Consider the following 23,204-nt stretch of genomic DNA (forward strand, 5'->3'; position numbering starts at 1 on the left):
TCTTAGTCCACGATCACTAGCTCAAGTTGCTAACAGAAATGACTAGCCCTGCACGCGCTTGGTGTCTTTGACCTCGACTGGCTGTTCGTCATCGTCGGCGGTGGCCTTGCCCAGTTTCAGCAAAGCGTTACGGCCGTGGCGCTGCTGTTCGGTGATCTCCAAGTTGCCGCGGTTGCGGGAGACGACGTTACTGGTCCAGTTCAACACCGTGAACAAGCGGTTGCGCACACCGGTCAAGAACTGGGCGTGGACAACCAGCCACATGAGCCAACCGATGAATCCGGTGATCTCGCTATTTTCCATCTTCACCACGGCGTTGCCGCGGTTGATGATAGCCATCGAACCTTTGTCGAAGTAGTCGAAGGCTTCCTTCGGATCCTGCTCAGAGTTCTCACTGGTCTTAGCATCGATGAGCTTGGCGACGTGCTTGCCGGTCTGGATCGCAACCTGGGCGACGCCTGGCAGTCGGTTCAACGACATCATGTCACCGATGAGGTAAACATTGTCGTAGTCACCAACGGTGAGATCTTCGTTGACGGATACGCGGCCACCGCGGTCGAATTCGACGTCAGCCTGCTGTGCAACCATCTTGCCCAGTGGGGAAGCCTCGACACCGGCGGACCAGACCTTGGTTGGCGATTCAATGGTGTGCACGGAATCGTCAGTCATGTTTTTGTAGACAACCTTGTCGTCATCCACCTCGGACACCATGGCGTTCAGGCGCACCTCGATGCCCTGCTTTTCCAAGGTGCGCTGCGCCTTTTTGCCCAGCTTCTTGCCGAATGGCGGCAACACCTGCGGCGCGCCGTCGAGAAGAATGATCTTCGCGGATTCTGGCGAAATATTCTTGAAGGTGCCTTTCAGGCCACGCTTCGACAATTCTGCCAACTGACCAGCCAATTCAACACCGGTTGGGCCGGCGCCGATGATGACGAAAGTCAGTAAACGAGCACGCTCTTCTGGATCATCGGTCAACTCAGCGCGCTCGAATGCGCCCAACAGGCGCGAACGAATCTCGAGGGCATCGTCAATGCTCTTCATTCCTGGTGCGTACTGCGCAAAGTGGTTGTTGCCAAAGTAGCCTTGGTTGGAACCGGCGGCGACCACCAGGGAATCGTAAGCAAAATCCTTTACGATATCGCCCTGAGAGGCAGTGACGGTCTGCTTCTCGATATCGATGGCAGTGACCTCGCCCCGCACCACATCAACGTTGTTCTGCTTGCGCAGCAGCTGACGGGTGGAAGGAGCGATCTCACCGGCAGAGACCAGGCCAGTCGCTACCTGGTAGAGCATTGGCTGGAATAGGTGGCTGTTGGTGCGGTCGATCAGGGTGATATCGACATCGGAATGAGCCAACCCCTGGACCGTGTTCAGGCCACCGAAGCCGGAGCCAATGACGACGACATGGTGACGATCACCTGCAGGACGGTGCGCTTGCGACATAGATACCTCTTCGTAGAAGTTGAGCAGTGTATTTGAATAAGTACACAGTTAAATATACGCCTACACAGTCTAGTGGCCAGAAACACTTTGCTAAAATCAATGGGACTTATTAATTCCGCCGTCGCCCGGAAGCGTTTGCAAGGAGAGTGTGTGCACGAGCAACAACTGGCTCATCTTGCAGCGATCGATGCGCAAGCATGGCCGTCCATTGCCACAGTGCCGGGCGGATCACTTCTGCCATTGCGTGCGCGAATCGCGGAGGCACATTTTGCGAAAGCGTGCCGCAACGCTGGGCTGGAATTGGACCCGGGCGCTCAACCCGACTTGATCATTGATCAGGAATCCCTGTTTGCACGCATCGCGCAAGCGGGCTGGCTTGGATTCGTCGAATCATATTTGGCAGGAGAGTGGCGCACACCGGATTCTGCAGCACTAGTCAAAGTACTGACTCGGTTGCTTGCAACCGGCTATGCGCCACGCGGTAAGGTGCAGGTGCCGGTTGCACCGTATGACGGCGGACAGATCCCCGCTGACTTGGTGCGACTGTATTCCGATGAAAAAACCAGTAGTTTTGCCGGAATCTTTTCGACGGGCGTGGCGACGACGGTGCGGGATTCGATGACGAGTTATGTCCCAGGGCAGCACGGTAATCACGAACCTAAACACCATTTCATCGACGTCACATCGATCTCGGAACCACAAGATGTCGAACGCGATGATTTTCATGATTCCCAAGCACGCGCCGCACAATTTTTGCTCGATGATCTTGGAGTAACAGCGTCTAGCCACCTGTTAGAATTTCCCGCCAACGGCTCGGTGCTCGCGGAAGTTGCTGGTCGACGTCGCGCGGTCGTCGATACGCTCAGTAATGATGCAGAGCATCTGGCAGCACTTCGCGACGATCTCGTGCTCGCCGGGGTAGAGGATTTCGTGCACACCCAGCACATTTCGAACCCATTGCCAACACCGAGTGACTGGCAGGGCCGCTACGACGCCATCGGGTGCATGGAGGCATTTGAATACCTGTCGCGGACGGACCGCGTGTATTTCTTGCGGCACGCGGGGCGATTACTTGCACCAGGTGGCAAACTGGGACTGCAAACCCTGGTTGCTACTGACGGCATGACAGCGTCTGCGCGCAATGCATTATTAGCATTACGCGCGTATATCTGGCCTGGCTTGGATTATCTTGATACCACCAGCCACCACAAGTTATTCGACCAAAAATCGGGATTGCGGATTATTAAACAGACCCATTTTGGTTCGCATTACCGCAAATCGCTGCAGCTGCAGCGCAGTTTTTTCGAAGGCCACATGCGGGAAGCGGCGGCGAGCGGCTTCGATGCGGTCTACCGGCGCCTATGGGTATTCCAGTTGGCACTCCGCGAGACCCTGTTGGATCTGGGAATGCTCGATGCCGTGCAATTTACGGCGACCCACCGGCACCGGCGCGGCCGCCGTTAGCCAGCAGGTTAGCGCAGCGCTAATTCACTCCACGGAGACTGCTTGGAGGCGAGGGCGCCGGCAGTCGATGCCATCATCCGTTGCTGCAGACCATCGACCTGCCCACTTTCACATAGACGGCCGACGAGGAAACCATCACCGAAATCACGCCAATCGGTGTGGTTGCTTTTCGCTTTGTCAGCGCCAACCGCCGCGAATTCATTGGCCTCGTCCTCAGTCAATAGCTTGGTGGCAAAGCCCATGGCTGCCAGACGTACGCCTTGCGCGATGCGCCAACCCGCTAATGAGCTGGGCAAAGTTTTCGGCAAAAACAGGTCAATGTCTTCCACCAACAGCAATTTCGCTAATTGTGCAGCGGTAGACGAGACAGCTTTGTCGATATCTTCGCTGGTGTGCTCGGGTGCAGCTGCTTTGGCATATTTGCTTCGTAGGGCAGTGGTGATTTTTTCGAGTCCATCAGTCCGGCGCTTTTCCACATCCCAACTGCGGACCTCTTGCAGCTCGTCGCGGATCACCCGGTAGGCTTCGTGATCAGGTTCGTCGAGGTATTTCCCGATTGCAGTGCGCAAACTAGCCGTATCAGAAACCTGGTGCTGGTTTTCCAAGTGCTGCCAAATTTCTTGCACACGTTGCTCGTCGTAGGTGGCAGGTGCATCCAGAGGGATCTTGCTGCCTACCAGATACGGCGCCTGCAGCGACCACCCGAGGCGCAGATCGTCGGCAAGTTTACCTGTTACCGCGACGGGAAGCTGCTGTGCATTGGCTTGCATCGACGAGAAGATCTCTTTGTAGCTATTGGACTTAATCGGCGGGAAAGTCTCGGTGTGCAAGGGAAGTTCCACCCACGGTGAGTCAGTGGCAGTGAGCAGGGCAGCAGCATTATGGAAGATAAACCGGAAATGGTCACCAATCTTGCTGGCCAGCATGGCTTCGCCGTAGATCAGAGCCGCGACGTATTCTTCCCAGGTGTCGTACGCGCGTGCAATACCGAGCACACATTTGACGATGATCGGGCGGACTTCGCTAGGTTTAATGAACCCGGCACCTGCACCCAAGTTGAGCTGACGCACCGCAGCAGCAAAATAGAATCCTGCCAGGCTGTCAGGCAGTCGTTGCGGGATCAACAGTTCCGCATCCGGGTTGAGCAGTGGTTTCAATAACCGCTGCGCCTCTTTTTCCAAGGTGGCGAAAGGGACTTCCGGCAGTGCGCCCGATAATTCATTAACCAGCACGCTGGTGTGCCCAGCTCGTTGTTCTAGAGGTAATTCGCGGATCTCCTGCAAGATCGCCCGACCAGCCTCATAGGCTTTGTCATGGGTGCGTTGTGAGGCCTGTTGTGCAGATTTCAACAGGTCTACACGGCTGTTGATGTTCCAGGCCCTGGACAAAAATTGCGCGAGCTGCGGATTTGCGGTGGCTTTGACGATCTTGCCCTCGTCGTCACGCTCGATTTTTGGCATGGCTGGCAGCGGTCCATCCGGAGCGATATTCGGACGCAAAAAATATGGTGCGACGACCGACCAGCCGCGGCGCAGCATTTCATCTTGCACACCGGATTTCTTGAGTTCGAAGTCGAAACCGCGCGCCTGGGCTTTCGCGAGATAATCCTCGTAGCTGGAGGCTTCCGACAGGGCGAGTGCGTCAATCTTTCGTTCAGCCATGCCTGTCATCATACCTGCGGTAATGGCATGCGTTTGAGATTCCGTTTGAGGTATTGACTTAGCTTATGGTTTCAATCAAGTAGTAGGTACCGATAATGAGGAAGACCACTCCGGGCAGAAGTTTCAGAGCAGGATGGTGCGCAGCTGGGACATGAGAAGCGGCTTTCATAATTATGGACATAGCTGAAAAGATCATTAGGCTGACCAGGAGCAAGATCCCGAGCATACTTGCCTTGCCGCTGACGCCGGAGTAGTGGTTCATCAGCGGCGTGAAAAAGAGCTGAAAAACACCAAGGCTTTTGGGTTCGAGAGATTCGTAATCAAACCCAAGCGGAACGCGCGGAACCAGACTGGGGCATGCTGGGCTGCTGTGGTTGATTGTGTCGTTGGTGTTGCGGGTGCAGCAGGTGTGGAGCCTGCTGGAACAGGCAAGTCGGCAACACTCGATTCCGGCGAAGAACGGTTGACCGTGGTGGCCCGTGTAGCTGCACGCTGGGCAGAAAAAGCACCTTTGATTGCGAGTAGTCCGAGCACGATCAGGACAGAGGATCCGAGCACAGGCAAAATGACCGATAACGCGGGAACGGCAGTCAACAACGCCGTGATGCCGGCCAGCGACAGTATCGACCAGGTAGCAACGCCAACGGTGGCGCCTGTAGCAGTAGCAAAACCGGCTCGATGGCCGTGCCGGGAAACCTGTGTACCGATCGCGACGATATCAGGGCCGGGAAGTGCCATGACCGCAGCCCAGCTGAGAATATCTGTGAGCAAGGAAGACCGCCAATCCTTAAAGTGACATAATGTCAATTATCGGACAATTATAGAAGTGGTGGCACAGTGGTGAATGACCGATGCGCCGATTATTGCTCGTCCGTTTTGGCAAAGCTTAGCCGGATATCCACCGTGCCAGTTTCGGCAATCTTGGCGGCAATCAGATCCGGCGAATGCACTCCAAAGTCTTCGCGGTTGATCTCCACTTCACCGGAAACGATCAGCAGATCGCCATCACGCAGTGCCTGGAACTTCGCCTCGACAGGCTCCGTGTGCTCCTTGATCGTGAGCTCGCCAGCCACAGTAACCTCGCCCGCGGTGCCATCTTCCGGCACCTTAGAGACATCCACTGGCTCGGTCAGTGTGAACGTGGACGTCGGGAACTTGCTGGTTTCAAACAGCTTGTCTTTCATGTTGACGTCCCGGACGTCCCGATCGGTTGTCAACTGGTCCATATCAACGTCCACGGTGGCTGATTCCAGCGTGGAGTTGCTAATTTTTGCGTGCCCAGTGACATAACCTGTGGAGCCAGAAGTCACCCGTTCATCGCCCGGCAGGATCTCCGAGAAGGTAAATCCCACCGAGGTAATATTCGGGTTCTTTCCTTCAACGATTTCCCAGTTGCCATCCACCGGTGTCGATGCGGCTGCTGCACCCGAATCACTTAAGGGTTCGGTCTTGACCCCGGGGCCGGTGATGAGCCGGTACATCAGCGGGACCACGCTGAGAAGCGCCAAAAGGACAATGAGCACGACGAAAATCACGATGATAGATTTACGGCGTTTCACAGGAGACTTTTTCATCATTACCTCAACTTCTCAATCGAACGCGCCAAATCAATTAACTCCGTGCATAGCTGCCCGAGCTCGTCTGCAGAAGCATCCTCTGCCGCAGCCCACGCTATATCTTCTGCCGCACAGCGCAATTGAAACAGCGAATCATGCAGCATATCAGCTTTAGCTTTGCTCAATATTACGGCATCGGGAGCAATTTCCGTGCCGGATAAATTTTGCCGTTGCTCGTAGGCCCGCTGCTTACAAGAACTACTGCAGTACTTACGCGGACGCCCACGGCCTTGTGATACAACCTCTCCGCCGCACCACTGGCATGGTTTAGGGCGAGTTTGTTGGTAGGTAGACACCCTGTCGATTTTAGTCTATTGACGAAAAGAGACGAAAAGAACCGCCAAAAACCGAAAAGCTCAGAAAAATACAGAAAGAATTGGCAGCCAAGCAGTTTCCACAGAGCGGGAACAAATCCAGGCGTTTGTGCGTTATAGTGGTAGATCGTTATCCTGACGAATCTTTGGCACTGTGTGGTGCCACAAGTTTTGTTGATGCCCCCGGAATAATATAAGGATGTGTCCCACATATGGCAGATCGCGTATTGCGCGGCAGCCGCATGGGTGCCGTCAGCTACGAAACTGACCGCGACCATGACCTGGCACCACGCCAAATGGTGAAATACCGCACCGAAGACGGCGAAATTTACGAGGTACCTTTTGCCGACGATGCGGAAATCCCCGAAGAGTGGCTGTGCAAAAACGGTAAATGGGGAACGCTAGTAGAAGGCGAAGGTGTCGAATCCAAGCCGGTAAAACCACCTCGTACCCACTGGGACATGCTGTGTGAACGCCGCAGCATCGAAGAACTCGACAAATTGCTCGAAGAACGCATCGAGCACCTGCGTAAGCGTCGCCGTACCGCAGCGAAATTGCTGAAAGAGCAAAAAGAACAGCAGGAAGCCGAAGGAAAGTAACCGTCTGCCTGTAAGAGCTTATCGTTGAGAGCTTGCTACACAGCAAAGGCGCCAGCCACCCACCTATCAGTTCGTGGGGCTGGCGCCTTTGTTCGCTCTTATACGCCTTTGTGCAACCTGGTGCGTTTTTTGCAAATAGTCCACCGTATTTAAGCTATTTCACGGCACTATTTGTAAAAAGCACACAGTAAATTGCGCGCGGCAAACTGCGCGCAATCTCGGGTGAGCGAAATTTCGGTGAAGTTAGCGATCGGTGAAATTAACGCAGTACCCTCTAACGCAGTTGCTGTTTTAGCTGCGCAGAAAAGTCCTTGAACACCGCGGAAAATTTTCGTGCCGATGACGACACACGTGCCGGTGCCTGCGCCAACGAAGATTCATGCAACTCGTGTGTAGCCAACGAAGCCATCGCGGAGCCCAGTTCCCGCACTTGTTTACTACGGTGCGCAACTCCCCACTTGGTCACCTCTGCTAGCGAATCCGTCACAAAAGAACCGTCAAGCTTGGATTCGCCATATTCCCGCTCGGTGAACGTGATAGGAACTTCGGCAATGACGTACCCCGCCTGAATGGCGCGGCGAGCCAGGTCCACTTGGAAAATATATCCGGCATTCGACAGCTCCTCGAGATCCAGTGCCTCGAGAACTTCCCTACGATACGCCCGGTACCCGGCAGTCATATCAGACAGTCCAGCACCGAGAGCCAAGGAAATATACACATTGCCGCCGCGCGAGAGCCACTCACGATTTTTCGGCCAGTTGACTACTTCCCCGCCAGGCACATAGCGGGAACCAATCACGGCGTCTTCCCCATTATCGATAGCATCGAGTAGCAGGTAGAGCTGTTCTGGTGCATGCGAGCCATCGGCATCCATTTCACACAAGACCTGATAGCCGCGCTCCAGACCCCAGCGAAAACCAGCGACATAAGCACCACATAATCCGCCTTTACCAGCGCGGTGTAGCACATACACGTGGTCGCCGGTGTTGGCGAGTTCGTCGGCAAGCTCACCCGTGCCATCCGGCGAATTATCGTCGACGATCAACACATCAACCTCAGGCTGTGCCGTGCGCAGGCGACCTACAATACGAGGTAAGTTTTCTTTTTCGTTGTAGGTCGGAATGATCACGAGAGTTTTCGCAGACGGTGCAGCGGACTCAGCCATGTCGGGTTACTCCTTCATGCGACGACGTATCACAGCAAGACTACCCAATACTACTCCAACTAAAACGAATGCCAGTTCAAGGACCTGCCCGAATCGCACTGCTGGGGTAATTCCGGAGCGCAGCGGCAAAGTATCGACGAGATGATTCGCCTCGAAAATCTCGGTATCAGCCAGGACTTTTCCTGCTGGATCAATCAGGGCAGATACTCCACTGGTGGCTGGCACGACCATTGCACGGTCGGTCTCAATGGCGCGCATCCGCGACATCGCCAGTTGCTGATAGGTCATGTCCGTAAAACCAAAGGTCGCGTTGTTGGTCGGGGAAGTCAGAATACTCGCGCCATTGTCAATCGAGCGCCGGAATGCCTCATCGAACGCGACCTCATAACAGGTGGCCACACCCACGGCGATGTCACGCTGACCTGCGGTCAGATCGACGGGTTCGTCCGAGTTCCGCGAATTGACCATATCAGCAGTGTGGCGGGTGGGAATGTGCAGCACACCGTTGCCATTACCGGGTACGAAATTACCGGCCATTTCCGCATATTCAGAAAGCTTTTCGAAGAAACTGCGCATCGGCAAAGTCTCGCCAAATGGTTGCAGGTAGACCTTGTCGTGGAACTCCCCCGGCGTCATCGTCGGTTGGCCATTCTGGACATCTCTGTCAGGCAAAAACGTCTGCATGGTGTTATATGGATCGCCATCCCGGCGGGTGATTGTGCCGACGACAACAGGAGTATCAACAGCATCGACCGCACTGGCGATGGCATCGTAGGCGTCGCGATCACTAAACGGATTCACATCAGAGGAATTTTCCGGCCAAATTACTAGGTCGACGTCTTGTCCTTCGGCAGCAAGTTTCTTTGTTTCGCGAACGTGATTATGCAGTACCGCACTGCGTTGCGCGGCAAAATCCAGGCCCAGACGCGGAACATTGCCCTGAATTGCCGCCACGGTGATCGTGTCGAAGGTGTTGTCCGGCCGGTTAAGCTGAAAAGTCGCGACTGCCCCGCCGAGCAGCGGCAGAAGAACGGCCACGACGCTTGTCACCCGCACACTGACCAACCGAGCGTTGGCACGAGCACTCGTTAATATCTGTGTGGCGCACAATTGTGCAATACCAACCCCAATCAGCACCGCTGCAACCGTGACCAGGGCCGGACCACCCCACTGTGCAAGACCCGCGAGCGGCCCATCAACCTGGCCCCATGCCAGACGAACCCACGCGAAGCCACCAAACGGAAACGAGCTGCGTGCAAACTCGATCGCCAAATACCAGAACGGGAACGCCAGAAAGCCCCATGGGGAGCGTGCCACGGCGATGCCACCCAGACCAGTCAGGATCGCATAGAGCGAACATGCCACGGCCAAAGCAATATAGGGTGGATTGCCGACGAACTCACCGATCCAGGGAAGTAATAGCAAGTAGCAGGCCATGCCATGGACGAATCCCAGCAATGCCCCCTGTGCCATGGTGGGACGCGTCTTAGTCGCCTGTGGCCATGGAAGCAGAGCAAAATAGAATAAACCTGCTGCGAAAATGCCGGCTGGCCACCAGCCGAGTGGTTCATAAGAAGTAAAAGCTGCAGCGCCCGAGATTGCAGCCAGAATTAAGCGAAGGATGAAAGCAAGCATCTCGTTCTAGTCATCCGAGTTCTTGTTGCCAGACTCGTCGCTGGCCCCGGTGTTCTTATCGTGTTCGTGGTGCTTGTTGTTGTCATCGCTGACTGAGTTGTTGCTGCCGGTAGCAAAATCTTCTGGACTCATTGACTCTGCCCATTGACGCAATTCTTCTTCGTCGAGCACGTCATCGCTTGCCGACGCCGTCTTGTCTGAGGAGTTGCCAGAGGTCTTACCAAAGTCAGCACTATTCGACGAACCGTGAGTACGGCCGTCGGCGAAACCAAAGCTGCCATAACTAGCATGCTTGCGCCCGGTCGGGGAAGCTTCGAAGAAACGAACACCAAACTTTTCGACGCTGCGCTGCATCCGGCCCAGCAAAAAGCCCCGAATAATCGGTCGGGTTAGCGGGAATACCAGCAACAGGCCAACGAACGCAGTGGCAAAACCTGGCACCGCTAGCAAGAAAGCACCAGCTAAGGTTAAACCAATATCACCAGCGGATTTCCCTGCTTGGCGTAAATTCGGGGCAGCGTGTGAGTCGTCGGCAAGCGAACCATTGCGCTGCGCCCGCAAACGTTGCAGCAACGACGCCTGGGTCGCTGCAATGCGGCGAACCTCGATACGCGTGATTAAGATTCCCAACACTACTGTGGCCAACAACGCCAACATCGCCCAACCGAAACCAATGAGGCTAGCGACCGCCCAAAAAGCCAAGATTTCGGAGAGCATGTAGAAAAAGAACATCACGACAGGCATGTGCACTACCCTACCGGGAAGCCCCTAGCTGCCAATAGCCACCACGCCGCGGTTAATGGCACCAATTGCCTGTCCGGCCATGCGCTTAATATCACCGCTATAGCCAGTCTTTGCCACCTGCTGCAACAGGTCGATGACTTGGCGGCACCAGCGCACAAAATCACCAGGAGTCAGCTCAGCACCGGATTCCGCGGCTGCGGCCAGACAGTACCCGAGCGGAGCACCAGCACACCATTGGTGGATCGCGATGCTAAAACCAGGCTCTGGTTCCCGAGTATTCGGGAGCCCGTGTCGAGCCTCGTCGGCAATGAGCTCCTCCCACAAACGCATGGTGTGCTCCATCGCCGTGGTCATCTCATCAGTTACGCCTTCAAATACCTGCCCACCAGTGGCGCGACGGTTTTCGAAGGTGCACATTGAGACCACCCCGGCGAGTTCTGCCGGGTCGAGATTCTGCCAAATCCCGCGCTTTAGACACTGCGCGACTAACAAATCCGAAGCATTATGCACTTGCGCAAGCTTCTCACCCTCCGCACTCACCGTGGGTTCGCCATCGATAACGTCCACGTAGTCAAGTTCAGTGAGCAGATCGACGATGCGCCGCAGCATATCACCGAGGGTTTCTGTGGCTTTATCAACGGTGTCCTGCAGCCGCGCAAGTTCGTTTTTCCGGCGCACATATTTTTGCGCCAGCTGGGTGAGTTGTTCGCGCTCCAGAGCCGGCCAAGCATGTGCCGGGTGTTCTTTCATCGCTGTGCGAATCTTTGTGATGCGTTGCGTATCGCGCACCCGCGCCCGTAGTTTCATCTTCTTGGGCCGGGGGTATTTTTCTTTCGCGAACTTGTCGACGACAACGTGGTTGTGTCGCCGGGGATTTTTCACAGCTTTTGGCGGTAACTTCATGCGGCCAATGATCGCTGGCGGATTCTCAAAGCCACTGGAATCAATGCGCGCCGACCAGCCTTTTTCGGTGGTGATCCACGGACGTGGGTCAGCAGTCTGATTAGCAGGCGTATTGACAACTGCCAGGACCGGCCGTTTCTTGCTTGGTAACGCAATCACGTCACCGATCTGCAGCTTCGCCAAAATAGCGCGGGTTTCGTCATTGCGTTCTTCCTTGGCCCGGGTTTTCGCAGACTTCTCTTCCACGCTGAGGCGTTTCCGCAGTTCGACGTATTCGGATAGCAATTGCGCGGGATCTTCGTCGTCAGTCGAAGGCGGTGCGAAGGCCGCGATCGCGTCGTTGAGCTGTTCTCGTAGCTTGTCGACGCGATGGACTGCGCGTTCGATCTCGCGTGTTTCTTCCACCACCGAACCGTCAGCTTGATACTGGGCAAACGACTTTTCCAACAGGCGTAGTGCATCGTCCATGCCCAAGTTATTGAGCAGGTTGATCGCCATGTTGTAGCCGGGCTCAAACGTGGAAATCAGCGGATAGGTGCGGGTTGAGGCAAGCCCCGCGACGCGTTGCGGATCCATCGCTGGTGCCCACTGCACGATCGCATTACCAATCGTGTCGATACCACGTCGCCCCGCACGGCCAGTGAGCTGAGTGTACTGGCCGGGGGTGAGATCTACGTGAGCTTCACCGTTAAATTTCACGAGTTTTTCTAGTACGACACTGCGAGCCGGCATATTGATGCCGAGTGCCAGCGTTTCAGTAGCAAAGACCGCACGTACCAGACCGCGGACGAACAATTCTTCCACGATATGCCTAAAGGCAGGAAGCATACCCGCGTGGTGAGCAGCGAAACCCCGAATCAGCGCTTTGCGCCACTGTGAGAACCGAAGAATCTCCAGATCTTCTTGTGGGATTCCTTCCACGCCGGCATCGATGATTTCCGCTATAGTGCGCTGTTCATCGTCGTCGGTAAGCACCATCTTTGAGCGCAAGCACTGGTGCAGCGCACCGTCACAGCCCGCTCGGGAGAAGATGAAAATAATTGCCGGCAACATATTTTGCCCCTGCAAAATACGCAGAACCTCTGGCCGGCCTAGCGGACGGTACTTATCCTGTGGGCGGACAACACCGCTGCGCGATGAACTCGTGCCTTTTACCGAGCGGGAACGAAATCCTTGTCCAGCCTGGAAATCGGCCCTGCCATCATCGGCGTCTCCTGCTTCCAAACGTGCAACACGGCGCTGTAACTCTGGATTGACCTTTGTAGCTCGCTCTGCAACATCATCGCCTGCAATGTCCGTTCCAGGTGCAAACAGTGGGTAGACCTTCTGCCCGAGCAACATCCATTGTTCAAGAGGCACAGGCCGGGTATCTGAAACGATTACTTCGGTATCTCCGCGGACAGCAGAAAGCCAGCGGCCAAATTCCTCTGAATTCGATACCGTGGCCGATAGACCAATGATCGAGATATGTTCTTCGAGGTTCAGGATGACTTCTTCCCATACCGCGCCGCGGGCTTGATCAGCCAGGAAGTGGATCTCATCCATCACGACGTGTGTGAGTCGATCAAGAGCTGGAGACTTCGCATAAATCATGTTGCGCAAGACTTCGGTGGTCATCACGACGATCTCAGCATCGGGCCGAATCGATACGTCACCAGTGAGTAGCCCTACAGCATCTGGACCGTGGACGTCGATGAGATCATGGAATTTCTGGTTGCTAAGTGCCTTGATTGGCGTCGTGTAGAAGCACTTTGTCCCGCGGGATAGCGCCAACGACACCGCAAATTCACCAACAACGGTTTTTCCTGCCCCAGTTGGAGCACAAACGAGAACGCCCTGGCCGTTTTCGACGGCCACGCACCCTTGAATCTGGAAAGGATCGAGCTCGTAATCCAATTGACTGCGGAAGGTCTCAAAATGGGTGCCCATCATAGTTCCCCAGGCTACAAAATATCGTCGAAGCTAGAACCGTGACCCCGGGATTTGTGTGTGCTGTGTTGCTGCTGGTGCGCATATTGCTGTGTTGGCTGGCTTTGCCCTGAAGCCTGTGCGGGCGTGCCCCCTGGACCATGCTGCGTGGAATGCGGTGAATACACTTGAGCCGAAGTTCTGCTGTCGGAAGAGACAGATTTTGGCTGCGCAACAGGGCCTGACACGCTAGCCCGTTCGGGATGATAGTCCAGCGGAGAAGCTTCCTCATCGGACAGTCCGGACCAGTCTGGTTCGTTTTTTGCACGGCGTTTGTCGTTGATGCGACAGAACTGGAAGGCCAACTCAACCAGCAAAATAATTGCTATGGCCAAAATCGTTAGCGAATAGGGGTCTTGTGCTGGAGTGATAAGCGCAGAAAAAATGAAGATTATGACGATGGTGTGCCGACGCTTCGTGCGCACTGACTCATAGCGCAATACCCCCACTAGATTGAGCATGACGATGACCAGCGGGATTTCAAAGCTGACGCCGAAAATGATCATGATCGCGACCACAAAGCTGAAATATTCTTGCCCGGTCAGCGCTGCGGTTTGGAAATCGGAACCGATTGTCAGCAGGTAGTTCAGCCCGATCGACAGCGAGAAGTATGCCAACACGGTTCCAGATAGAAACAGCACCACCGCGATGGTGACAAAACTGATAGTCCAACGGCGCTCATTACGCAATAACCCGGGGGTGATGAACTTCCAGATTTGGTACAGCCACACCGGAGCCGCCAAAACTGCGCCTGCTAGCGCGCCGATTTTCAGGCGCAGCATAAACATTTCCATCGCACTCGTCGCCAATAGACGACACTCCCCCGACGAAGTGAAATCCGCCCGAAGCTCCGGGTCGACGCCACAGTAGGGGCCACGCAAAATTTCGCCCAACGGCGGGATCGGGCCCGGGGCATTTTGATACCAAATAAACCCTACGACTGCACCAGCGATCACGGCCAACGTGGAAATGATGACCCTGCGGCGAAGCTCTTTCAGATGTTCCACCAACGACATATCGCCGGTTGGGGATTTTTTCTTCCTTTTGGAGCTATTCCGCAGGGAACGCAGCCGTGATACTAGTGTGGTATCGCCGCGTACGGCACGCACAGAACGCCCGGTCTGGGGCGCATCCGTGCGTGATGATCCGGCAGCAGCCGGTTGTGAATGGGAATGCGGTGACGTCATAAGCTAAACCAGTTGAACGAAGCGCGGTATCAGTGCAACCATAAGGCAGCTACCGGGGCCTAGTTAGTTTTGCGACCGTGGCTGGTTTTCTGGTTTATTCCAGAAATCTTCAGCATCCATCTGCGGCTGTTGTTGCTGCTGCGATGGCTGCTGAGGTTGGGAGCCCTGTTGGCTGATCGCCTGCTGTGTCTGTTGTGGCTGCTGAGTCTGCTGATTCCGACCATTCTGGTACTCGGCATCGTCGTTGCTCATTTCGCGCATTTCCGATTTCAAAATACGCGTAGAACGGCCTACCGAACGCGCCAAATCTGGTAGCTTTTTAGCGCCGAATAGCAACAGGATGATGACCAAGATCAACAAAATTTGGGTGGGGCTGATACTCATCAATCGCGCCTTTCTCAACGTCACAGCCATCGCGTTTATTGATTGCAATAGCCGGGCGAGTCATTAAGATTTATCGGTATCAACCATACTATAACGCTGCAACGCCGCCTGGGCTTGTGCACGCACCGCGTCGGCAAGATCATCTGGGGCTAGCACACGAAGATGATCAGCGTGGCTCAACGCGAAACGCGCAAACCATCCAGTACTGCCTACCGGCATGGTGGCGCGTACCCAATCGTTGGTATCACCGTCTACTTCGTCATCTCGTCGCATGTCATATTCGTCCAGCATCCATAATGCATCAGGGGCGATGGCAACTGTAGCCCTGGTGGAATCACGGAATCCGAACGGATCATCGCTCGAAAAATCCAATTGTGTTGCGCGTGGCCGCGCCGTTTCTGCCAAAATTTCCACGTTGCGCATGCGATCAATCCGGAAATTGCGGTGCTCGCCATAATCTTCCACATAAGCGGTTAAATAGGCGGCATCACCGCGGATAAAAATCCGAGCCGGATCAACCGTGCGGGAACTCGTGCTGTTCGACGAGGCTGACCAATAGTCAAAACGCACGCGCTTTTTCGTGCTCAACGCCTGCGATAGCTGAGATTGGGCGTCTTCGGTAGCAGAAGAATGCTCGACAATGCTGTCGTAGATGGCACGCGAACGATCATCCATGATCGAGCGTAGCTTTTCAGCTGCTGACACTACCGCGGAACGATCCACCAGCCCTGGCATTGTTTCCAGCACTTCGACTGTGAGCAGCAGTGCCCCGGCTTCGGTCGGTGTCAACCGCAGTGAGGAATCCATTCCTTGATCATCGTGAATAACGACGCCGGTGGTCAGTTCGTAGCTCAAATCGATGAGATCCTGCGTCTGCGAGCTGATTCCGCTGCAGTGCAAACGTCCCAGTGCCCGAACCAATTCATCCGGAGTCAATCCTAAGTCTTTAGCTGCCTCAAAGATGCTGCGGTCTGGGTGGGCCTTAAAATAAGGCACTAAATTCAACGATTGCACTAATGCCGCGAGTTTTTCCGGTGAATCTGTGTGCTTCGTCTTTTTCATCCCTGACTCGCTTTCTGCAATAACTGGTAGACCTGCTCGCGAAGATCCACAGGGGTTTCCACGACCGCTTCTGCGGCATACGCAGCACACGTGCGCAACAACCAGTCCCGATCTGCTCCGGTGATGGTCAAAACTACATCCCCATCGTTGTCTGCAGCGTTGTGTTCTGCAGCATGGTGTTCTGCAGCATTGTGCACCGAGGATGCCGCTTGTTCTAGCGGCGGAGCAGCGTGGCGACGGGTGCGAATCGTCGCATTCACGGTATCTCGTGCAGCAAGTGTTTTCTCTACGATATCGCGCAGCGAACCGCTGGGTTCGGTGTGTGTAGCAGCCTGGCGAGAACGGCGAATATCACTAATGCGGGTGGACCGAAACGAACGTTCTGCTTGTCGGTCCACGTCCCATCCAACGACATAAAGACGGTTCCGACGCGGCACCAGGCCCCACAAATCCATGGTGCGGCGCTGTGGCTGCGCACCAGAATGATGCTGATAATAAAAAGTTACCCGTAATTTATGCGCCACCCCGGTTAAAATCGCCCGTAGTACTTCCGGGTCCAAACGCGTGATGTCGTTGTCAGCGATGAAGCCTGCACCGGGCCTAATATCGCGGTGTGCACCTGATGCCGCGAGCTTCGTCCAACCAGCGGTGCTGAGCGCCCCCAAGCCGCCCTCGCGTCCGACCTCGCTCGCAATTCCCAGCACGGTGGCCTCTTGGGGGCTAAAAGATACCTCCGGTAACCGGTAAGACTCCGGATTCAGCCGGTATGTTGGACCATCCGCGCCGTCACCGGCAGAACTATCGATGTAGACCCCGGCGCGTGCCAGTGTTGCAACATCGCGCTGCAATTGCACACGGAAGCTATGCTTATTTTCGTGGTAGCCGGCGACGTTGGCGTGAATCCAGTCTGCACTACGGTCTGGGTTGCCACCGGATTGTGCGGCACCCTGCAGCGCAAAAGTAAGGTTCGTCAGCCGCTCTACAGCCGCATCGTAGCGCGGACCGGTCTCTTTGCGCGGGGCGGGCGTTGCAGCTGCTGCCATGGTGATTACTCCGTATCGTTGGCGCCCCTGTTCATCAAAGCAAGCAATTCCTCGAGTTCGGGGCTGTCAGTAGCGAATGGATCACCAAAAGTATATTCCAGCCGGGCCGGTTCTGTGATCTTCATCCGAGACCAATCCACAGCAAACTCCGTCTCGGTTTCCCGTGCCCGGGCCAAAAATTTCCCACGCTGGTGCGCGCGAGTGGTGTCCGGCGGGGTATCCATGGCCGCAGTAATCGCCTCATCCGTTGTCCATCGCTCTACCCTGCCTTTATCCTGCAAGACCTGGAAAATTCCCCGACCAGGGCGGATATCGTGCATGGCGAGGTCAATTTGCGCGAGTTTCGGATGCGACCAATCATCACCGAGCCGGGCCCGGTAGTGGTCAAATAATTCTTTCTTGATTACCCAGTCGAGCTCACGATTGACTTGAGAGAAATCTTGCGACTCCAGGGCATCAAGTGCCCGGCGCCATAGATCAACGACGCGGCGCATTTCACTGGTCGTTGAGCCGCCATGTCCAGCATCGTCGAGATAATCGTCGCGGACTTCCAACCAGTCAGCCGCGTGGCCGCACAACGCTTGTTGGATTTCCAGAGCGGTTACAGTCCCGCCGTTTTTTAAGCGGAGTTGCGTGCGACCACTCAGGTCACGGGAAATCTCGCGGATTTGCCCGATCGGATCTGCAAGCTCGAAGTCCGGAAGCTCGCGTTCAGCTTCGATCATTTCCAGCACTAGCAGCGCGGAGCCTACTTTTAAGGCAAACGTCGGTTCGGAGAGGTTGGTATCGCCGCCAATAACGTGCAAACGCCGGTAGCGTTGCGAGTCCGCATGAGCCTCGTCCCGGGAATTAATCATTGGACGCGCCCGGGTGGTTGCCGACGATACGCCTTCCCACACTTGATCCGCGCGTTGTGAAAGTACGAAGCGTGCTGGGTGTTCGTCGGTTTCTGGCTCAATCAAGCCAGCCCCACAGATCAATTGCCTGGTCACCATCAACGGCTCCAGTGCTCGGCCGATCGCGCGGAGCACCATGGAACGAGAGATCAGATAATTCTCGTGGCATCCGTAGGAGTTTCCGTGAGAGTCCAGGTTGTTTTTGAACAAATAGACATGCTTGCCGACGCCGTCGCGCACCAGTTTCTGCTCTGCACGCTGGGCTAGTTCATCGAGGATGCGGTCGCCGGCACGCTCATAGTTCAATAACTGGGTAATGCTGTCGCATTCTGCGGTGGCGATTTCCGGGTGGGCGCCCATGTCCAAATACAATCGCGAACCATTCGCGCTAAAGATGTTCGAACTGCCGTGTTCATCCACGATGGGTTCAAAAAGGTAACGCGCAACCTCAGCTGCCCCCAGCGTATGGGTGCCATTGGCTGCAGTCGCGGTAATCCCGTATTCGGTTTCCACCCCCATGATGCGTCGGGTAAATACGGAACTCACTGTCCACCCTTTTGCACGTAGGAACGGACGAATTCTTCTGCGTTTGATTCCAGCAAGCCATCGATTTCATCGAGAAGATCATCGGTGCCTGAGGTAGAAATTTGTGCTTGGCCGCCGACGAAATCATCGTTGTCGGTACTATCATCGCCTGCGGAATAAGCAGTGTGTGAAGTTTGTGCACTGGAATTGTGTTGTGGGTTCGTGGCCATAATAATCCTCTTTCGTCGTTGTCGTTGTGGCGTTTGTCGTTGTGCTGTATACCGTTGTGCCGATTGCCGCAGATTTGCGCCGGTGCTTTCAGCTCGGTGTTTCCAACAAACGTTAGTCAGTTTTTTGCACGTGGTTGAGCCTTCGCGCTGCTTCTGGCGCATTCGCTGAACTGCTGATGATGTCTTCGGCTGCTGCCTTATTCAATCTGGTGAGATCCGTCAGGTCCACAAAGATCTCACCACCGGGGCTTTCTGCATCAGCGAAATGCAGTTCCTGCCAGTTTGCGGCAACCAACTCATCGGCGAAGCGTTCGATCATGCGTCCGCGGGTCCAGGCTCGTGACTCTGCAGGCGGCATTGCCATCGCAGCATTGATGTCGTCTTCGCTGGCTAACGTTCGCATCCGGCCTTTTCGCACCAGAGCGTGGTAGAGAGACTTCGCAGGGTCGACATCGGTGTACTGCAAGTCAATGAGCGCGATTTTCGGATCATTTACCGCGACACCACGGTCGAGGTAGCCTTTGATCAACGCGTATTTCGCAGTCCAATCCAGCAGGTGGGAAGTTGACAGCGGGTCGTCGGCAAGCAAGTCTAGGACTTCTTCCCACAACTCCAGCACTTTCGTTTCGACCGCGGACGGACCGGTAGCGGTGTCCGTTGTGGCGATGTCCCGCACACGCTTGAGGTATTCTCGCTGGATCTCAATTGCTGTGGCGCGGGAACCGTCGGCTAGCGTGATTTTATGGGTCAGACTTAAATCATGGCTTACCGCAGAAATCTCAGCTACCGGATCCGCTGGACGCAGATCAGTAAAGTTCACGCCCGCGTCAATAGCATCCAAGACCAAGGCTGTGGTCCCTAGTTTCAGAAGCGTTGCGGTCTGCGACATATTCGCATCTCCGGTGATCACATGCAGGCGGCCGTGAGTCTCGGCATCGGTATGCGGCTCGTCGCGAGTATTGATCAAACCGCGGTTCAGCGTGGTCTCTAAAGAGATTTCCTGCTCGATATAATCCGCGCGCTGCGAAATCTGGAATCCCGGGGTTTCGCCACGCTGCCCCAGCCCAACGCGGCCGGCACCGATCATGATGATGCGGGTGACAAAAAACGGGATGAGACCATCTGCAATGGCGGCAAAATCCGTGGTGCGCGGGTACAAGTAGTTTTCGTGCGAACCATACGACGCGCCCTTGCCATCCACATTATTCTTGTAGATTTTCAACGGCGGACACGCGCCGTGATTGGCTAGGGCCGACGTGCCGCTTTCGGCAAAAGTTGCCACGTCATTGATGGCTTGCAACGCGATGCGGTCGCCGGCTTGGTCGTAGATCATGGCCTGCCAAGCATCACTGCATTCTGGCGACGAGTACTCAGGGTGGGCATGATCGACGTAAAAGCGCGCACCGCTGTGCGTCACGACGTTCGCCACGCCTAAGGTCTCTGGATCCACCATGGAGCCGGTACGGTACCGCTGCCGATCACCACCGCGGGTATCACGGGTGGGATGCTCAGCGGCGAAGTCCCAGCGAGAACGGGTGCCAATATTCCGGAGTGCGTAGCTCACCACAGCATGCGTGGAGGTCACAATTGGGCTGAGCTTTGGCTGCGTTGGCGTGGAAATACCGTATTCGGTTTCGGTACCCATGAACCGATGAAAATTCTGGTTGCTGTTCATTTTCCTTATTCCGGCCTATCAGTTTCTGACATAACAGTGGCTCCAACGACTACTCCGCGTGCAGCGCCCCGATCAGCTCGATCGGCTATGCCAGGCTCCGCGCGGAGACCACGGATTGTGATAACTTCACGATGCGGTTCCATTCTTCCGGATTCGCCGTATTCGGCAGATCCTCGCTCTCATCTTGTTCTGTGCGCACCGCTGCTTGAATATGCCGCAGAGAAATACCGTGCTCTCCAGTGGATCCGGAAGCGATATAATCCTTGATCGCGAGTTTTTTCGCGCGATCGACCACGTTGGCAATCAAGGCACCGGAGACGAAATCACCGTAGTGCAATACCGCGGTGCTGCCGTCGCGAAGAGTAAGTTCCACGAACGGGCGTGGAGCGTACAACGCATCCACTGCCCCGTCGATAAGCACACTGAGCGGATCGATGTGTGGGACACCGTCATGCAAATAGCGGCTGATAATATCTGGCGCTTCTTGCTTGCTAGGGCGCGAGATGCGCACCTTGATGTCCAAACGGCCTGGCCGCAGCAACGCGGGGTCGATAAGCTCTTCCCGGTTGGTAGCACCGACCACGATGACGTTATCGAGGCCTTCGACCCCGTCGATTTCGGTAAGCAGCTGCGGCACCGCTGTGGTTTCAATATCCGAAGACACGCCAGTACCACGGGTACGGAAAATCGATTCCATTTCGTCGAAAAAGACAATCACCGGCGCCCCGTCAGAGGCCAACTCGCGGGCACGTTCAAAAATTAATCGGATAACGCGTTCGGTTTCTCCGACGTATTTGTTGAGAAGCTCCGGGCCCTTGACATTTAAGAAATACGATGCCGAGCCATTCCCGACGCGTGATGCCAGCGAATGCGCCACTGCCTTAGCGATCAAGGTTTTACCGCAGCCCGGCGGGCCATACAGCAGCACGCCTTTTGGCGGGTGCAATTGATAATCGCGGTAGAGTTCCGGATGATCGAATGGCATCTCGACGGCATCACGGACCTGCTCAATCTGCGCATCCAAACCACCGATATCGTCGTAGGTGACATCTGGGATTTCTTCTAGAGCAAGTTGGGTTACTTCGGCCTGAGAAATGCGTTCAAAAGCAAACCCAGACTTGACATCGGCCAGCACATTGTCGCCGACACGAACGCTTCCAACCAACGGCGTTGCCAAATGAATCACGTGTGTATCGCCCTGCGGCGTCGAAGCCAAAACGCGGACGTCTCCATCGGCATCGCCACCGCCATCGACGAACTCACTAATACGCATCACAACGCCATCGGAAGTAAAACCGCAATCTTCAACGATGACACTTGCCTCACCCAGCCGGACTTGCGCGCCGGCGGGGATTTCGTGTTCCAGCAATGGCGAGACGTTGACGCGCAAACGACGCGTTGAGGTAAACACGTCAGCTTCCCGACGGTTACCCGGGGCGTAGCGCAAAAACACCCCATACGTGGACACCGGTTCTTGCAAAGCGTTGAGCTCAGTGGTCAGCTGGGCCAATTTATCGCGTGAAGACTTCAGCAGAGTCGCTAGTTTTTCGTTGCGCTTGCGCAACTCGCGCACATCGCGGCGAAGCTGTAGCTGTGGGTCCGGGGTTGTCTTCGTCATACGACTGACCGAACCTCCCTTCTGCAGATATGGTGCATAAAGTTGTGCACGTAACGGGTGTGTCGCGCTAATCCGATTCCTGACCACTGTGAATTTCTAGAAGTAAGTTTCTAGGAATTTTTGGGCCGCAACCATGCGTTTCTTTAAGCAAAGCCTAACAAACCGGGCTAGGAATGGCTACGTTAAGGCGAGCTAGTACCCGAATAGTTAGCGTCGCGCCTTGCGTTTGGGCCGTGGCGGCACGACGCCGTCGGCAAGCCGCCTGGTCATGATCAAAAACGCGGTGTGCGCATTCATACGATGTTCTGGCCGTGTCGCTAGCCCTTCGACCTTCCAGTCACGCACCAGTGATTCCCATGCGCGTGGTTCGGTGAAGCATTGTTGCTCGCGAATGCCTTCCATGACCTTCATCAACTGCGGGACTGTGGCGACATACGTAATGAATACTCCGCCCGGTACCAGCATGTTCTTTACTGTGGTGAGCATCTCCCAAGGCTCCAACATATCCAGCACGATGCGATCTACTGGGCCGTCGGTATCTTCTGGCGTCAGCTCTTGGAAGTCGCCTAACCGCGGGCTCCACCATTGTGGCTGTTCACCGAAATATTCCTTGACGTTGTCAATGGCATAGCCAATATGATCTTCGCGCAATTCATAGGAGTACACGTGGCCTTCCGGGCCCACCGCACGCAGTAGCGCCATCGAGAGCGCACCAGAGCCTGCACCGGCTTCCAAAACCTTTGCCCCACGGAAAATATCGCCCTCGATGAGAATCTGAGCAGCATCTTTCGGGTAAATTACCTGGGCGCCGCGCGGCATCGACAGCACATGGTCCACCATCAAATGGCGGAACATCAAAAACTGGCCACCCATCGTCGAGGTGATCACCGAGCCTTCATCCATGCCGACGATATCGTCGTGCTCGACGATGCCTTGGTGCGAGTGAAACTGATTGCCCTCTTTGAGATACAGGGTGAAGTGTCGACGTTTCGCATCGGTGAGCTGCACGCGATCACCGTATTTAAACGGACCAGAATATGCCATTAAGCAGCCTTTCTTTTAGATTGTTCAG

General features: G+C 55.3%; 20 protein-coding genes. 2 read left to right on the forward strand and 18 right to left on the reverse strand.

The window, feature by feature from the left end; translation table 11 throughout:
* Nucleotides 1–42: 42 nt before the first annotated feature.
* A complete protein-coding gene (locus ACP8MI_RS05300; RefSeq protein ID WP_018119517.1) occupies nucleotides 43–1,443 on the reverse strand; it encodes an NAD(P)/FAD-dependent oxidoreductase in 1,401 nt (466 codons plus the stop codon).
* 150 nt (nucleotides 1,444–1,593) lie between these two features.
* Here ACP8MI_RS05300 and ACP8MI_RS05305 point away from each other — a divergent pair, with 150 nt between their 5' ends.
* Nucleotides 1,594–2,907: a class I SAM-dependent methyltransferase gene (locus ACP8MI_RS05305; protein WP_490290739.1), complete on the forward strand. Its 1,314-nt coding sequence runs from the start codon at nucleotides 1,594–1,596 to the stop codon at nucleotides 2,905–2,907.
* Nucleotides 2,908–2,915: 8 nt separating this feature from the next.
* Here the strand turns inward: ACP8MI_RS05305 and ACP8MI_RS05310 are convergent, their stop codons facing one another.
* The 4 genes from ACP8MI_RS05310 to ACP8MI_RS05325 form a co-directional block, all read right to left on the reverse strand.
* Complete coding sequence (locus ACP8MI_RS05310; protein WP_490290740.1) at nucleotides 2,916–4,568, reverse strand: DUF1266 domain-containing protein; 1,653 nt, start codon at nucleotides 4,566–4,568, stop codon at nucleotides 2,916–2,918.
* A gap of 261 nt (nucleotides 4,569–4,829) precedes the next feature.
* The gene (locus ACP8MI_RS05315) at nucleotides 4,830–5,339 is read right to left on the reverse strand and encodes a LysE family translocator (RefSeq protein WP_490290741.1); all 510 of its coding nucleotides are present in this window, start codon (nucleotides 5,337–5,339) and stop codon (nucleotides 4,830–4,832) included.
* 89 nt (nucleotides 5,340–5,428) lie between these two features.
* On the reverse strand, nucleotides 5,429–6,145 hold the full coding sequence (locus ACP8MI_RS05320) for a YceI family protein (protein WP_249606523.1): 717 nt from the start codon (nucleotides 6,143–6,145) through the stop codon (nucleotides 5,429–5,431).
* Nucleotides 6,145–6,480, reverse strand: coding sequence for a hypothetical protein (locus ACP8MI_RS05325; RefSeq protein ID WP_065420295.1), 336 nt, complete (start codon nucleotides 6,478–6,480; stop codon nucleotides 6,145–6,147). The genes ACP8MI_RS05320 and ACP8MI_RS05325 overlap by 1 nt, the downstream gene beginning before the upstream one ends.
* 230 nt (nucleotides 6,481–6,710) lie before the next feature.
* Here ACP8MI_RS05325 and ACP8MI_RS05330 point away from each other — a divergent pair, with 230 nt between their 5' ends.
* Complete coding sequence (locus ACP8MI_RS05330) at nucleotides 6,711–7,097, forward strand: RNA polymerase-binding protein RbpA (protein WP_018119523.1); 387 nt, start codon at nucleotides 6,711–6,713, stop codon at nucleotides 7,095–7,097.
* A 274-nt stretch (nucleotides 7,098–7,371) separates the two neighbouring features.
* Here ACP8MI_RS05330 and ACP8MI_RS05335 read toward each other — a convergent pair whose 3' ends face one another.
* The 13 genes from ACP8MI_RS05335 to ACP8MI_RS05395 form a co-directional block, all read right to left on the reverse strand.
* Entirely contained in the window at nucleotides 7,372–8,262 is an 891-nt protein-coding gene (locus tag ACP8MI_RS05335) for a polyprenol monophosphomannose synthase (RefSeq protein ID WP_249606524.1), read from the reverse strand.
* Between the two features lie 6 nt (nucleotides 8,263–8,268).
* Nucleotides 8,269–9,897 (reverse strand): apolipoprotein N-acyltransferase, encoded by a 1,629-nt coding sequence (gene lnt, locus ACP8MI_RS05340; protein ID WP_249606525.1) that lies wholly within the window; start codon nucleotides 9,895–9,897, stop codon nucleotides 8,269–8,271.
* A gap of 6 nt (nucleotides 9,898–9,903) precedes the next feature.
* Entirely contained in the window at nucleotides 9,904–10,641 is a 738-nt protein-coding gene (locus ACP8MI_RS05345) for an FxsA family protein (protein ID WP_284589504.1), read from the reverse strand.
* A gap of 24 nt (nucleotides 10,642–10,665) precedes the next feature.
* Complete coding sequence (locus ACP8MI_RS05350; protein ID WP_049148274.1) at nucleotides 10,666–13,476, reverse strand: DEAD/DEAH box helicase; 2,811 nt, start codon at nucleotides 13,474–13,476, stop codon at nucleotides 10,666–10,668.
* Between the two features lie 11 nt (nucleotides 13,477–13,487).
* Entirely contained in the window at nucleotides 13,488–14,528 is a 1,041-nt protein-coding gene (gene tatC / locus ACP8MI_RS05355; protein ID WP_049148275.1) for a twin-arginine translocase subunit TatC, read from the reverse strand.
* Nucleotides 14,529–14,762: 234 nt separating this feature from the next.
* On the reverse strand, nucleotides 14,763–15,083 hold the full coding sequence (gene tatA, locus ACP8MI_RS05360) for a Sec-independent protein translocase subunit TatA (protein WP_049148276.1): 321 nt from the start codon (nucleotides 15,081–15,083) through the stop codon (nucleotides 14,763–14,765).
* Between the two features lie 63 nt (nucleotides 15,084–15,146).
* The gene (locus ACP8MI_RS05365) at nucleotides 15,147–16,145 is read right to left on the reverse strand and encodes a helix-turn-helix transcriptional regulator (RefSeq protein ID WP_049148277.1); all 999 of its coding nucleotides are present in this window, start codon (nucleotides 16,143–16,145) and stop codon (nucleotides 15,147–15,149) included.
* On the reverse strand, nucleotides 16,142–17,188 hold the full coding sequence (locus tag ACP8MI_RS05370; protein ID WP_018119531.1) for a helix-turn-helix transcriptional regulator: 1,047 nt from the start codon (nucleotides 17,186–17,188) through the stop codon (nucleotides 16,142–16,144). The genes ACP8MI_RS05365 and ACP8MI_RS05370 overlap by 4 nt, the downstream gene beginning before the upstream one ends.
* 5 nt (nucleotides 17,189–17,193) lie before the next feature.
* Complete coding sequence (pafA, locus tag ACP8MI_RS05375; protein ID WP_018119532.1) at nucleotides 17,194–18,630, reverse strand: Pup--protein ligase; 1,437 nt, start codon at nucleotides 18,628–18,630, stop codon at nucleotides 17,194–17,196.
* Nucleotides 18,627–18,839: a ubiquitin-like protein Pup gene (locus tag ACP8MI_RS05380; protein ID WP_018119533.1), complete on the reverse strand. Its 213-nt coding sequence runs from the start codon at nucleotides 18,837–18,839 to the stop codon at nucleotides 18,627–18,629. Before ACP8MI_RS05380 ends, pafA begins: the two co-directional genes overlap by 4 nt.
* 112 nt (nucleotides 18,840–18,951) lie before the next feature.
* Nucleotides 18,952–20,484, reverse strand: a complete 1,533-nt coding sequence (dop, locus tag ACP8MI_RS05385; RefSeq protein WP_201810894.1) for a depupylase/deamidase Dop — start codon at nucleotides 20,482–20,484, stop codon at nucleotides 18,952–18,954.
* Between the two features lie 115 nt (nucleotides 20,485–20,599).
* Nucleotides 20,600–22,132: a proteasome ATPase gene (gene arc, locus ACP8MI_RS05390; protein ID WP_490290742.1), complete on the reverse strand. Its 1,533-nt coding sequence runs from the start codon at nucleotides 22,130–22,132 to the stop codon at nucleotides 20,600–20,602.
* 207 nt (nucleotides 22,133–22,339) lie between these two features.
* Complete coding sequence (locus ACP8MI_RS05395; protein ID WP_337891787.1) at nucleotides 22,340–23,176, reverse strand: tRNA (adenine-N1)-methyltransferase; 837 nt, start codon at nucleotides 23,174–23,176, stop codon at nucleotides 22,340–22,342.
* Between the last annotated feature and the right edge of the window lie 28 nt (nucleotides 23,177–23,204).

It is taken from the genome of Corynebacterium sp. LaCa_70 (assembly GCF_058182015.1).

Coding starts and splice junctions, on each gene's coding strand:
- ACP8MI_RS05300 (WP_018119517.1), bottom strand. CDS start 1,443: ATGTCGCAAGCGCACCGTCCTGCAGGTGATCGTCACCATGTCGTCGTC.
- ACP8MI_RS05310 (WP_490290740.1), bottom strand. CDS start 4,568: ATGGCTGAACGAAAGATTGACGCACTCGCCCTGTCGGAAGCCTCCAGC.
- ACP8MI_RS05320 (WP_249606523.1), bottom strand. CDS start 6,145: ATGATGAAAAAGTCTCCTGTGAAACGCCGTAAATCTATCATCGTGATT.
- ACP8MI_RS05330 (WP_018119523.1), top strand. CDS start 6,711: ATGGCAGATCGCGTATTGCGCGGCAGCCGCATGGGTGCCGTCAGCTAC.
- ACP8MI_RS05335 (WP_249606524.1), bottom strand. CDS start 8,262: ATGGCTGAGTCCGCTGCACCGTCTGCGAAAACTCTCGTGATCATTCCG.
- lnt (WP_249606525.1), bottom strand. CDS start 9,897: ATGCTTGCTTTCATCCTTCGCTTAATTCTGGCTGCAATCTCGGGCGCT.
- ACP8MI_RS05345 (WP_284589504.1), bottom strand. CDS start 10,641: ATGCCTGTCGTGATGTTCTTTTTCTACATGCTCTCCGAAATCTTGGCT.
- ACP8MI_RS05350 (WP_049148274.1), bottom strand. CDS start 13,476: ATGATGGGCACCCATTTTGAGACCTTCCGCAGTCAATTGGATTACGAG.
- tatC (WP_049148275.1), bottom strand. CDS start 14,528: ATGTCGTTGGTGGAACATCTGAAAGAGCTTCGCCGCAGGGTCATCATT.
- tatA (WP_049148276.1), bottom strand. CDS start 15,083: ATGAGTATCAGCCCCACCCAAATTTTGTTGATCTTGGTCATCATCCTG.
- ACP8MI_RS05365 (WP_049148277.1), bottom strand. CDS start 16,145: ATGAAAAAGACGAAGCACACAGATTCACCGGAAAAACTCGCGGCATTA.
- ACP8MI_RS05370 (WP_018119531.1), bottom strand. CDS start 17,188: ATGGCAGCAGCTGCAACGCCCGCCCCGCGCAAAGAGACCGGTCCGCGC.
- ACP8MI_RS05380 (WP_018119533.1), bottom strand. CDS start 18,839: ATGGCCACGAACCCACAACACAATTCCAGTGCACAAACTTCACACACT.
- dop (WP_201810894.1), bottom strand. CDS start 20,484: ATGGGTACCGAAACCGAATACGGTATTTCCACGCCAACGCAGCCAAAG.
- arc (WP_490290742.1), bottom strand. CDS start 22,132: ATGACGAAGACAACCCCGGACCCACAGCTACAGCTTCGCCGCGATGTG.
- ACP8MI_RS05395 (WP_337891787.1), bottom strand. CDS start 23,176: ATGGCATATTCTGGTCCGTTTAAATACGGTGATCGCGTGCAGCTCACC.